Consider the following 12543-nt stretch of genomic DNA (forward strand, 5'->3'; position numbering starts at 1 on the left):
TCACGCACGGTAATTACCCGAAATGCGCCATTCGCCGGTGCGTGCGAGTGTGTTCGGCGGGGGGACACCCCGAGTGGAGGCTGAGCATGGCGAAGAACAAGAAACAGGACAGGAGCCAGCAGCGGGCCAGCGCCGCCGAGCGCGGGCAGCAGCAGGCCAAGAGCTCCTCGATCGAGTCCCAGAGCGAGCAGCGGGCCACGCAGGTCACCCCGGGCGACATGGCTCGCAAGAGCAAGCAGAAGCGCTTCGGGCACAACTGAGCGGTGCCCGGACAACATCCGGCCGATATGCGACGGCGCCCGGCGGCGCTTTGATGCAGCGAGGGGCGCGCCCGGAGGATCCGGGCGCGCCCCTCGTGCGCGGGTACGGGTTGGGCCGGTGCTCAGCCGGCCAGGCAGGACGGGCCGAGCAGCTGCTTGAGATCGCCGAAGAGCGCCGGGTCGGGAGTGACCCGGTGCCGGTCCAGGCGCAGGACGGTGGTCTTCCGCGGGCCCTGGAGCTTGATCCGCACCTCGGTGGAGCCGCGGTGGTGGGTGAGCACCTGGCCGAGCCGCTCGACCATGGGCGGGGTGACCTTCACCGTGGGGATGGTGATGATCACGGGGGCGTTGGTGCCCGCGTTGGAAAGGTCGGGGACCATCAGCTCCATGGCGACCAGGCGGGGGATGTCCTCGCGCTTGTCGAGGCGGCCCTTGACGAAGACGACCGCGTCCTCGACGAGCTGAGTGGAGACCAGCTGGTAGGTGGCGGGGAAGAACATGCAGTCGATCGATCCGGCCAGGTCCTCGACGCTGGCGATGGCCCAGGCGTTGCCCTGCTTGGTCATCTTGCGCTGCAGGCCGGAGATGATGCCGCCGATGGTGACGATCGCGCCGTCGGCGTGCTCACCGCCGGTGAGCTGGGAGATCCCGGCGTCCGCCTTGTCGTTGAGGACGTGCTCGATGCCGAAGAGCGGGTGGTCGGAGACGTAGAGGCCGAGCATCTCGCGCTCCTGCGCGAGCAGGTAGGCCTTCTCCCACTCGACGTCGGAGAACTCCACGTCCAGCCCGAAGCCGGGCCCGTCGTCGCCGGTGTCGTCACCCATGCCGCCGAAGAGGTCGAACTGTCCCTCGGCCTCCTTGCGCTTGACCTGGACCACGTTGTCGATCATCGGTTCGTAGTGCGCGGTGAGGCCCTTGCGGGTGTGGCCCATCTCGTCGAAGGCGCCGGCCTTGATCAGCGATTCGACGGTGCGCTTGTTGCAGACGACGGCCTCGACCTTGTCGAGGAAGTCGGGGAAGGAGCTGTACTTCCCCTTGGCCTTGCGGCAGCGGATGATCGAGTCGACCACGTTCTGTCCGACGTTGCGGACGGCGGTGAGGCCGAAGAGGATCACGTCGTCACCCTGGGCGGCGAAGTTGGCCTCGGACTCGTTGACGTTCGGCGGGAGCACCTTGATGCCCATGCGCCGGCACTCGTTCAGATAGATCGCCGACTTGTCCTTGTCGTCGCGCACGGAGGTGAGCAGCGCGGACATGTACTCGGCGGGGTAGTTCGCCTTGAGGTAGGCGGTCCAGTACGAGACGAGGCCGTACGCGGCGGAGTGGGCCTTGTTGAAGGCGTAGCCGGCGAAGGGGACCAGCACGTCCCACAGGGCCTGGATGGCTTCGTCGGAGAAGCCCTTCTTCTGCGCGCCTTCCTTGAAGAAGACGAAGTTCTTCGCCAGCTCGTCGGGCTTCTTCTTGCCCATGACGCGGCGGAGGATGTCGGCCTCGCCGAGCGAGTACCCGGCGACGATCTGCGCGGCCTTCTGCACCTGCTCCTGGTAGACGATCAGACCGTAGGTGACGCCGAGGACCTCTTCGAGGGGCTCCTTCAGCTCCGGGTGGATCGGCGTGATCTCCTGCTGGCCGTTCTTGCGCAGGGCGTAGTTCGTGTGCGAGTTCATGCCCATCGGGCCCGGCCGGTACAGGGCGGACACGGCGGAGATGTCTTCGAAGTTGTCGGGCTTCATCAGCCGCAGCAGGGACCGCATGGGCCCGCCGTCGAACTGGAAGACGCCGAGGGTGTCGCCGCGCTGGAGCAGCTCGAAGGTCGTGGGGTCGTCGAGCGGGAGGGCCAGGAGGTCGATGTCGACCCCCTTGTTGGCCTTCACCATCTTGACGGCGTCGTCCATGATCGTGAGGTTGCGCAGGCCGAGGAAGTCCATCTTCAGCAGGCCGAGCGACTCACAGCTCGGGTAGTCCCACTGCGTGATGGTCACGCCGTCGGTGTGCCGGACCCAGACCGGGACGTGGTCGGTGATCGTCTCACTGGACATGATCACGCCGGCCGCGTGCACGCCCATCTGCCGGACCAGGCCCTCGACGCCACGCGCGGTGTCGATGACCTTCTTCACGTCCGGCTCGTTCTCGTACATCCCCCGGATCTCGCCGGCCTCGCTGTAGCGCGGGTGCTGCGGGTCGAGGATGCCGGAGAGCGGGATGCCCTTGCCGAGGACGTCGGCGGGCATCGCCTTGGTGAGGCGGTCGCCCATCGCGTACGGGTAGCCCAGGACGCGGGCGGAGTCCTTGATGGCGTTCTTGGCCTTGATGGTGCCGTAGGTGCCGATCATGGCGACCTTGTCGGCGCCGTACTTCTCGGTGACGTACCGGATCACCTCGGCGCGCCGGCGCTCGTCGAAGTCGATGTCGACATCGGGCATGGAGATGCGCTCGGGGTTGAGGAACCGCTCGAAGATCAGGCCGTGCGGGATCGGGTCGAGGTCGGTGATGCCCATGGCGTAGGCGACGATCGAGCCGGCCGCGGAGCCCCGGCCGGGGCCGACGGCGATGCCCTGCTTCTTGGCCCACATGATGAAGTCGGCGACCACGAGGAAGTAGCCCGGGAAGCCCATCGAGATGATGGTGTCCATCTCGTACTCGACCTGCTTCATGCGGTCGTCGGGGATGCCGCCGGGGAAGCGGCGGTGCATGCCCCGCATGGTCTCCTCGCGGAACCAGGTGACCTCGGTGTAGCCCTCGGGGATGTCGAACTTGGGCATGAGGTTCTTGGCCGTGAACATGCCCTCGGTGTTGATCTGCTCCGCGACCAGGCGGGTGTTCGCGCAGCCCTCCTGCCAGGCGTCCGAGGAGTCGATGGCGTACATCTCGTCCGTGGACTTCAGGTAGTAGCCGGAGCCGTCGAAGCGGAAGCGGTCCGGGTCGGAGAGGTTCTTGCCGGTCTGGATGCAGAGCAGGGCGTCGTGGGCCTCGGCCTCGTGCGCGTAGGTGTAGTGCGAGTCGTTGGTGACCAGGGGCGGGATGCCGAGCTTCTTGCCGATCTCCAGCAGGCCGTCGCGGACGCGGCGCTCGATCTCGATGCCGTGGTCCATCAGCTCCAGGAAGTACCGGCCCTCGCCGAAGATGTCCTTGTAGTCGCTGGCGGCCTGGATCGCCTCGTCGAACTGGCCGAGGCGGAGCCGGGTCTGCACCTCGCCCGAGGGGCAGCCGGTGGAGGCGATCAGGCCCTCGGACCACTGGGCGATGGTCTCCTTGTCCATCCGGGGCCACTTGGTCAGCCAGCCCTCGGCGTAGGCGTCGGAGGAGAGCCGGAAGAGGTTGTGCAGGCCGGTGACGTCGGCCGCCCAGATCGTCTTATGCGTATATCCACCTGAACCGGACACGTCATCGCGCTTCTGGTGCGGCTGGCCCCACTGGATACGTCGCTTGTTGCGCCGGGACTCGGGCGCGACATAGGCCTCGATGCCGATGATCGGGGTGATCTCCGCCTTCTTCGCCTGATGGAAGAAGTCGTACGCGCCGTGCAGGTTGCCGTGGTCGGACATGGCGATGTGTGTCATGCCCATCTCATTGCAGGCATTGAACATGTCCTTGAGCCGCGCGGCACCGTCCAGCAGGGAGTACTGGGTGTGGACGTGCAGGTGCGTGAAGGGCGGCTTCGTGGCCACGGTGGGAGACCTCCGGCGGTGGTGGCTGCGGGTCGGGCGGGACAGTTTTGAAGGTTACCGGCCCCCACCGACAGCCGCGGGCACGCGCCGGTAGCCTCACGCGTTGAGCACCACAGCACTGATGTTCGCTCCATGCCCCACCCCAGGAGGACCCCGCGATGGCGACCGAGCACGACCGGGCCGCGCAGCGCGGCGAGGAGATCCTCGCCGTTTTCGACACCGCCTTCGGCGAGCTGCTCGCTGCCGACCCCGCCGCCTTCCGGGTGAAGTTCCGGAAGATGGCGGCCTCCGCCTTCGCCTTCTACCGGGGCACGGCGTGCCTGTTCTACCGGGACCTGGCCGCGGAGGCGCCCGAGGGCGCCGCCGGGCCGTATCTGGACGAGCGCACGAGCCGGGTGTGGATCCACGGCGACCTGCACGCCGAGAACTTCGGCACGTACATGGACGCGGGCGGCCGCCTGGTCTTCAACGTCAACGACTTCGACGAGGCCTACGTCGGCCCCTTCACCTGGGACCTCAAGCGCTTCGCCGCCTCCGTCGCCCTGATCGGCTACACCAAGGCGCTCAGCGACGAGATGATCACCGAGCTGGTGCGGACCTACGCCGCCGCCTACCGCGAGCGCATCCACGCCCTGGCCACCGGAGCCACGGACGACGGCCACACGCCCTTCACCCTCGACACCGCCGACGGCCCCCTGCTCGGCGCCCTGCGCGAGGCCCGCGCGATGACGCGCTTCGGGCTGCTCGCCTCCATGACGGAGATCCGGGACTTCGACCGCCGCTTCGCCGCCGACGGCGGCGCCGTCGAGCTGGACGCGGCCACGCGCTACAAGATCCTCGCGGCCTTCGACGGCTATCTGGAGACCCTCCCGGACACGAGCCTCTCCCGCCCCGACTCCTACCGGGTCAAGGACGTCGTCGGCCGCCGCGGCATCGGGATCGGCAGCGCCGGCCTGCCCTCGTACAACATCCTCCTGGAGGGCAACAGCGACGCCCTGGAGAACGACGTCGTCATCTACATGAAGCAGGCGCAGACCCCGGCGGTCTCCCGGCACATCACCGACCGCGCCGTGCGCGACTACTTCCGGCACGAGGGCCACCGCACGGTGATCTCCCAGCGCGCGCTGCAGGCCCACGCCGACCCGTGGCTGGGCTGGACCGAGCTGAACGGCACGGGTCAGCTGGTGGCCGAGGTCTCGCCGTACGCGGTCGACCTGGACTGGTCGGACATCGACGACCCGGCCGAGATCGCGGCGGTCGTCGCCGACCTGGGCCGCGCCACGGCCGCCATGCACGCCGCGGCGGACGACCAGAGCGGCCACTCCCTGGTGCCCTTCTCCACCGAGCGGGCCATCGACGCCGTGATCGCCGCCGACGAGGAGGGCTTCGCGGAGCTGCTGACCGGCTTCGCCCACTCCTACGGCGCCCGGGCCCGCGCGGACCACCAGATCTTCGTGGACCTCTTCCGCAACGGCCGCATCCCCGGCCTCTAGGACCGCCTTTAGTCACGGTTTACAGCGGGCCGTGCCAGACTCGTTCCCCATGGACATATCGGCGGCACGGCTGCGGGCACTGCGCGCGGCGCTGTTCACAGCGCTGTGCGTGACGCTGTCCGCGGGCTCCCACGTGCTGCTGTCCGGCACCGGCCTGCCCCTGGCGACGGTCGCGGTGAGCGCAGCCGCCGTCTTCGCGCTCGCGTACGCCCTGGCGGGCCGCGAGCGCGGCTTCGCGCGGATCGCCGCGCTGTTCGTCCCACTGGAGCTGGCCTCCGACGCCCTCTTCTCCACCGGCCAGGAGAGCTGCTACGGCACGGGCGGGCACGCCGTACCGGGCGCGCTGACCGCCCTGTGCGGCGGCGGCACGGTCGGCGGCCCCTTCGCCCCCGCGCCGGGGCCCGGCACCGCCGCGTGGCTGCTGCTCGCCGCCCACGTAGGCGTCGGCCTCCTGGCCGCCGCATGGCTGCGGCTCGGCGAGGCGGCGCTGGTCCGGCTGCTGGACGCGCTCGCCGGGGCGGCCCTGCGCCGCCTGCTTCCGGCCCTCGCCACGGCCACCGCGGGCGGGCGGCACCGCACCGCGCCCGTGCGGGCCGCCGGGCCCGCCCGCAAGGCACCGGCCCTCCCTCTGCTCGTGCACTCCGTCGTCCGCCGTGGGCCGCCGCCCGGGCCCGCCCCCGCCTGAGCACACCCATCACGCACGACGCACCACGCACGACCGAGCACGGAGAGCAAGACCATGAGCAAGCGCAACAACTGGGAGAACAAGCAGTCCGCACGCGAGCGGCTGCGCGCCGAGCGCGAGCGCCAGGCCAAGAAGGACAGGACGCGCCGCCAGCTCGTCGTCGGCGGAGCCGTCGTCGCGGTCCTGGCCGTCGGTGCAGGCATCGTCGTGGCCGTCTCCCAGCTGGGCAAGGACGGCAAGAGCGGGCTGAACGCGGCGTGGGAGGCCGCGTCCAAGAAGGAGCTCGTCAAGCCCGCCAACACGGCCGGCGACAAGGGCACCCAGATCACGATCGGTGACAAGAACGCCAAGCACACCCTGGATCTCTACCAGGACATGCGCTGCCCGATCTGCTCGGTCTTCGAGCAGAGCGTCGGCGGCACGATCGGCAAGGACGTCAAGGAAGGCAAGTACAAGGTCTCGTACCACGTCGCCACGTTCCTCGACCGCAACTTCGGCGGCAGCGGCTCCAAGAACGCCCTCAGCGCGCTGGGCGCCGCCCTGAACGTGAGCCCCGAGGCCTTCAGCGCCTACAACAAGGCCCTCTACTCCAAGGCCAACCACCCCGAGGAGACGAAGGACGACTACGCCAAGGACGACGTCCTGCTGAAGGTCGCCAACGAGGTCCCGGCGCTCAAGGGCAACAAGGACTTCGAGAAGAACGTCAAGGACGGCACCTTCGACAAGTGGGCGCTGACGGTGTCCGACGAGTTCGACGAGACCAAGGACGTCACCGGCACGCCGACCCTCAAGCTCGACGGCAAGAAGCTGACGGCGGAGGACGGGAAGAACGTCCCGATCACCCCCGAGCAGTACACCAAGGCCGTCGACGCGGCCCTGAAGTCCTGACGGTCCTCCCGTCCGGGTTTCCGCCCGGGTTCCCGTCCCCTCCGGCGGCGTTCAACGATGCCGAATCTTGACACGACACTTAACGGCTGCCGTGGCAGACTTCGGCCTCATGGAGGGGACGGGAGTTCGATTGAGGGCGCTGCGCGCAGCGCTCTTCACGGCGCTCTGTGTCACGCTGTCCGCCGCTTCGCACGTCCTGCTCTCCCGTACGCCCCTTCCCGCCGCCACGGTCGCCGTGCTGTCGGCGGTCTTCTTCACTGTCGCCTACGCCCTCGCGGGCCGCGAGCGCGGCTTCGGGTCCATCGCCGCGCTGATGGTTCCTCTGGAGCTCACGGCGGACACCGTGTTCACGGCGGGCCAGCACGCCTGTTACGGGCGGGCCGGCGGGCCCGTCGCGGGCCCGCTGCACTTCCTGGGCCTCGACCTCGCCTGCCGCGGCGAGGTCGGCACCCCGCTGGCCCGCATGGCCGCCGAGGGCGGCGCCGGGCCGGTCACCGGCTCCGCGCTGCCCTGGCTGCTGCTCGCCGGCCACGTCGTGGTGGGCCTGCTGGCCGCCGCCTGGCTGCGCCGAGGCGAGGCGGCCCTGGCCCAGCTGCTGCGCACGGCCGCCGCCTTCGCCTTCGGCCCCCTGCTCCTGGCCTTCGCCTCCCCGGCGGCTCCCGCCGCCCGGGGCGCACGCGTACGCCCCGCGCGCCGCACGCTCCGTGCGCGCGGCCTCCCCCTCCTCGTCCACTCCGTCGTACGGCGTGGACCGCCCCTCGCTCCGGCAGCTGCCTGAGCCACGCGGTCCCCCCATTCCCGTACGTCCACACCGGAGAAGACATCATGAGCAACCGCAACAACCAGCAGAACAAGCAGGCCGCGCGCGAGCGGCTGCGCGCCGAGCGCGAGCGCCAGGCCCGCCGGGACAAGACGCGCCGTCAGCTCGTCGTCGCCGGCGCCATCGTCGTCGTCCTCGCGATAGCCGGCGGCGTCGGCTACGCCGTGACCAACATGAACGACGACAAGGCCGCCGGCAGCAGCTGGGCGGGCGACAAGGCCCTGGTCAAGCCTGCCAACACCACCGGCGAGAACGGCAACGAGATCGTCCTCGGCGACGCCAAGGCCAAGGAGACCCTCACGGTCTACGAGGACCCGCGCTGCCCGTCCTGCGCCGCCTTCGAGAACGAGTCCGGCGCCCAGCTGCGCCAGGACGTCAAGGACGGCCGCTACAAGGTCCGGTTCGTCATGGTGAACTTCATCGACGACCTGGCCAAGGGCACCGGCTCGAAGAACGCCGTCAGCGCCCTCGGCGCCGCGCTCAACGTCAGCCCGGACGCCTTCGTCGCGTACAAGGAAGCGCTCTACTCCCCGAAGAACCACCCCGACGAGCGCGACGACGCCTTCGCCAAGGACGCACGCCTGATCGAGATCGCGCAGCAGGTCCCGGCCCTGAAGGGCAACAAGGACTTCGAGAAGGCCGTCAACGAGGGCACCTTCGACAAGTGGGCCGTCGAGATGGGCACGCTGTTCGAGAAGAACAAGATCGGCGGCACCCCGGCCCTGCTCCACGGCGACAAGCAGCTGAAGGGCCCGAACGGCAACCCGCCGATGGCCAAGGAGTCCTTCATCGCGGCGATCGACAAGGAATTCGGCCCGAAGAAGTAGTGACGGGACGGCGAGGGGCGGACGAACTGTCAGGTTTCGTCCGCCCCGCGGCTTACCGGGCAGTAAGGTGATGGTCCGTGACCATCGACTCCTGCATATCGCGCCGCACCGCCGTCACGGCCGTCGCCGGCGCCGCGACCGTCGCCCTCCTGCCACTGGCCGCAGCCGCCCCGGCGCACGCCGCGGACCCGTCCGTCTTCCTGCACGGCGTCGCCTCGGGCGACCCGCTGCCCGACGGCGTCCTGCTGTGGACGCGCGTCACTCCCTCCCCCGACGCCGTGCCCGGCTCGGGCCGCGGCGCGGACGTGGAGGTGGCCTGGGAGGTCGCCGAGGACGAGGCGTTCGGCAGGGTCGTCGCCCGCGGCACGGTCACCGCGACGGCCGCGAGCGACCACACCGTCAAGGCGGACGTCCGCGGCCTGCGCCCGGCCACCGGCTACTGGTACCGCTTCACCGCCGGCGGCACGCACTCCCCCGCCGCCCGCACCCGTACGGCACCCGCAGCGGGCGCGGCCGTCACCGGCATCCGCTTCGGCGTCGTTTCCTGCGCCAACTGGGAGTCCGGTCACTTCGCCGCCTACCGCCACCTCGCGGACCGCCGCGACCTGGACGCGGTCCTGCACCTCGGCGACTACATCTACGAGTACGCCTCCGGCGTCTACCCGCCCCCGAAGCAGGTCGTCCGCCCGCACGCGCCGTCCCACGAGATCGTCACCCTCGCCGACTACCGCACCCGCCACGGCCGTTACAAGACGGACCCCGATCTGCAGGCCCTCCACCGGACCCACCCCTTCGTGGCCATCTGGGACGACCACGAGATCGCCAACGACGCCTGGGCGGGCGGGGCCGAGAACCACACCCCCGGCGCCGAGGGCGAGTGGGCCGCGCGCATGGCGGCGGCCAAGCAGGCCTACTTCGAGTGGATGCCGGTGCGCCCGTCCACCGAGGGCACCACGTACCGCCGCCTGCGCTTCGGCAACCTCGCCGACCTGCACCTGCTGGACCTCAGATCCTTCCGGTCGCAGCAGGTGGGGCCGGGCAACGGCAAGGCCGACGACCCCGAGCGCACGATCACCGGGCGCGCCCAGCTCGACTGGCTGAAGGCCGGGCTCGCCTCCTCCGACACCACCTGGCGCCTCGTCGGCAACCCCGTGATGATCTCCCCGTTCGCCTTCGGCGCCCTGCCCGCCCACCTGCTGGAGCCGCTCGCCAAGCTGCTGGGCCTGCCCGCCGGAGGCATAGCCGTGAGCACCGACCAGTGGGACGGCTACACCGACGACCGGCGCGAGCTCCTCGCCCACCTGAGCGACCGCGGGATCCGCAACACCGTCTTCCTGACCGGTGACATCCACATGGCGTGGGCCAACGACGTGCCCAAGAAGGCCGCCACGTACCCGCTGTCGCCGTCCGTCGCCACCGAGTTCGTCGTCACGTCGGTGAGCTCCGACAACCTGGACGACCTCCTGGGCGTGGCCCCGCACACCGTCTCGCTCGCCGCGGTCACCGCCATCAAGGCCGCCAACCGGCACGCCAAGTGGGTGGACATGGACTCCCACGGCTACGGGGTCCTCGACATCACCCCCGAGCAGGCGCAGATGGACTACTACGTCCTCTCCGACAAGACCGACCCGAAGGCGACGACCGAGTGGAGCCGGTCGTACCGGACGCGCTCGGGCACGCAGCAGGTCGAGCGGGTGAAGACGCCGGTACGGTGATGCGCGCCCGGACCGCGGCCTAGCCGCCGATCTCCTCCAGGAAGGCCAGCGCGACGCGCCAGGCCCTCTCCGCTGCCTCCTCGTCGTAGTCCGCGAGGTCCGGGTCCGTGAACAGGTGCCCCGCCCCGGGGTACCTGTGGACCTCCACGTCCGCCCCGGCCCGGCCCATGCGCAGGTACCAGGCGTTGAGCCAGTCGTGCGGCTCGAACGGGTCCGGGTCGGCGACGTGCAGCTGGACGGGCAGCTCGTCCACGGCGGCGTCCTCGGCCAGGTCCGAGGTGCCGTGCAGGAGCAGCAGGCCGCGCGCCTTCTCGTCGCCCAGCGCCAGGGTCTGCGCGATCGACCCGCCGAGCGAGAAGCCGGCGTAGACCAGGCCCCGGTCCGACAGCGGCGCCACCGCGGTGACGGCGCGGCGCAGCAGCTCCTCGCGGCCGATCTCGTCCTTGACGGCCATGCCGTCCTCCACCGTGTCCGCGGTCCGGCCCTCGTAGAGGTCCGGCACGTGCACCTCGTGCCCGGCGGCGCGCAGGCGCTCGGCGGCGGCGTGCACGGCCGGCCTCAGGCCGTAAGCCGAATGAAAAAGGACAATCGTGGTAGAGGACGCCACTGGAGTCACTTCCTAACAGGTGGATCGCGTGCCTCCCATCGTGCCAGCTACGGTCGGGGTGAAGCGCCACCCGGTGAGTGCCCCGCCAGCAGCCGGCCGGAAGGAGCTGAGGTGTCCATGGAGGGCGTACTGCGTCCGCTGTCCGTCATCGGCGGAGCGTTGATCGTCACCCTGGCCGTGGGGTGGGTGGCCGACCACGTCCTGCGCAGAATCGACGAGCGGCACCCCGAGACGCCCCTGTGGGACCTGCTGCGCCGGTGCCGGCTCCCCCTCCAGGTCGTCCTGTGCACGGCGCTGCTGCGCGGCGGCTACCGCTCGGCCGGCATCCTGCCGGACCACGAGGAGGTGGTCGGCCAGGTGCTGACGCTCGTGCTGATCGGCGCCTGCGCGTGGCTGGTGGTGCGGGTCGCCGTCGCCATAGTGGAGGCCGCCTACGCGCGCTACGCCGCGCGCGCCGAGGACGCGGCCCGGGTGCGCCGGGTACGGACCCAGGTGACGCTCATCCGGCGGATCGTCACGGCCGTCGTGTGCGTGGTCGCGGTGGCGTCGATGCTGCTCACCTTCCCCGCCATGCGGGCCGCCGGGGTGTCCGTGCTGGCCTCGGCCGGTCTGCTCGGCATCGTCGCCGGTGTGGCGGCGCAGTCCACGCTCGCCAACCTCTTCGCCGGACTGCAGATCGCCTTCGGCGACGTCGTGCGCATCGGGGACACGGTCGTCGTGGACGGCGAGTGGGGCCGGGTGGAGGAGATCACTCTCACCTATCTGGTGGTGACCACCTGGGACGAACGGCGCATCACCATGCCGGTGTCGTACTTCACCAGCCGTCCCTTCGAGAACTGGTCCCGCAGCAACCCCCGGATGACCGGCACGGTCTTCTTCCACCTGGACCACTCCACGCCCATAGACCTCATGCGGGACCGGCTGCACGGGCTCCTCAAGGACCTGCCGGAGTGGGACGGGCGGTCCTGGAGCCTGGTGATCACCGACACGACCCCGACGACGATCCAGGTGCGGGCGCTGCTGACGGCGAAGGACGCCGACGACATCTGGACGCTGCGGTGCGTGGTGCGGGAGCAGCTGATCGAGTGGCTGCGGCGGGAACACCCGTACGCACTGCCGCGCATCAACACGGCGCCGGCCCCGGGCCTGGATCAGGCTCCGGACCGCCGCCAGGCCCCACCGACGTCGGAGGACATCGGCCCGGGCCCCGGCACGACGTAGGCTCCGCCTGGGTTCGGGGGGCTGCGGGGTGCGCCCGGTTCCGGCGCCGCCGGGGGCCGGCCCCGCGGCCCGCCAGGGCGTACCGGTTCGGCACCGCCGGGGTGCGCCGTCATGAGCTTGTCACCGCCGCGACGGCGGAAGAAGGGCCCGGCCGCTCTGCCGCCGGAAGGCACGGCCGGTTCGGCACCGCCGGACAGGCCTTCGCGGGCGGATCACCGTCGCGGCGGAGATTTCTTGCCTGTCGGCAAGACAGCAGGTTGGTACCCAAGGAAACCCGCCACAGCGGCGACCAGCCCCCACGGCGCAGCCCGGCGGTGCCGGTTGCGGCTCGGGCGCGGGACCGTGCCCCCGGCGGTGGC

At 70.5% G+C, this 12543-nt stretch carries 10 protein-coding genes; 8 read left to right on the forward strand and 2 right to left on the reverse strand.

Going from position 1 to position 12543, the window contains the following annotated elements; all coding sequences use genetic code 11:
• Nucleotides 1–86 precede the first annotated feature (86 nt).
• Nucleotides 87–260 (forward strand): hypothetical protein, encoded by a 174-nt coding sequence (locus tag FGW37_RS08510; RefSeq protein ID WP_179080514.1) that lies wholly within the window; start codon nucleotides 87–89, stop codon nucleotides 258–260.
• Nucleotides 261–382: 122 nt separating this feature from the next.
• On the opposite strand, the gene dnaE is transcribed toward FGW37_RS08510, so the two are convergent.
• Complete coding sequence (gene dnaE / locus FGW37_RS08515; protein ID WP_179080515.1) at nucleotides 383–3928, reverse strand: DNA polymerase III subunit alpha; 3546 nt, start codon at nucleotides 3926–3928, stop codon at nucleotides 383–385.
• Between the two features lie 158 nt (nucleotides 3929–4086).
• Here dnaE and FGW37_RS08520 point away from each other — a divergent pair, with 158 nt between their 5' ends.
• The 6 genes from FGW37_RS08520 (at nucleotide 4087) to FGW37_RS08545 (ending at nucleotide 10356) form a co-directional block, all read left to right on the forward strand.
• A complete protein-coding gene (locus FGW37_RS08520) occupies nucleotides 4087–5421 on the forward strand; it encodes a DUF2252 domain-containing protein (protein WP_179080516.1) in 1335 nt (444 codons plus the stop codon).
• A gap of 49 nt (nucleotides 5422–5470) precedes the next feature.
• A complete protein-coding gene (locus tag FGW37_RS08525) occupies nucleotides 5471–6106 on the forward strand; it encodes a hypothetical protein (RefSeq protein ID WP_179080517.1) in 636 nt (211 codons plus the stop codon).
• A 54-nt stretch (nucleotides 6107–6160) separates the two neighbouring features.
• The gene (locus FGW37_RS08530) at nucleotides 6161–6994 is read left to right on the forward strand and encodes a thioredoxin domain-containing protein (RefSeq protein WP_179080518.1); all 834 of its coding nucleotides are present in this window, start codon (nucleotides 6161–6163) and stop codon (nucleotides 6992–6994) included.
• Between the two features lie 109 nt (nucleotides 6995–7103).
• Nucleotides 7104–7772: a hypothetical protein gene (locus FGW37_RS08535; protein ID WP_179080519.1), complete on the forward strand. Its 669-nt coding sequence runs from the start codon at nucleotides 7104–7106 to the stop codon at nucleotides 7770–7772.
• 47 nt (nucleotides 7773–7819) lie between these two features.
• Entirely contained in the window at nucleotides 7820–8641 is an 822-nt protein-coding gene (locus FGW37_RS08540) for a thioredoxin domain-containing protein (RefSeq protein ID WP_179080520.1), read from the forward strand.
• Between the two features lie 77 nt (nucleotides 8642–8718).
• Nucleotides 8719–10356, forward strand: a complete 1638-nt coding sequence (locus FGW37_RS08545) for an alkaline phosphatase D family protein (protein ID WP_246430315.1) — start codon at nucleotides 8719–8721, stop codon at nucleotides 10354–10356.
• Between the two features lie 19 nt (nucleotides 10357–10375).
• Here the strand turns inward: FGW37_RS08545 and FGW37_RS08550 are convergent, their stop codons facing one another.
• On the reverse strand, nucleotides 10376–10963 hold the full coding sequence (locus FGW37_RS08550; RefSeq protein WP_179080521.1) for a dienelactone hydrolase family protein: 588 nt from the start codon (nucleotides 10961–10963) through the stop codon (nucleotides 10376–10378).
• 117 nt (nucleotides 10964–11080) lie between these two features.
• On the opposite strand from FGW37_RS08550, the gene FGW37_RS08555 reads away from it, so the two are divergent.
• Entirely contained in the window at nucleotides 11081–12184 is a 1104-nt protein-coding gene (locus FGW37_RS08555; protein WP_179080522.1) for a mechanosensitive ion channel family protein, read from the forward strand.
• Nucleotides 12185–12543: the final 359 nt, after the last annotated feature.

The organism is Streptomyces rectiverticillatus, from assembly GCF_013394065.1.
Lineage (GTDB): Bacteria > Actinomycetota > Actinomycetes > Streptomycetales > Streptomycetaceae > Streptomyces > Streptomyces rectiverticillatus.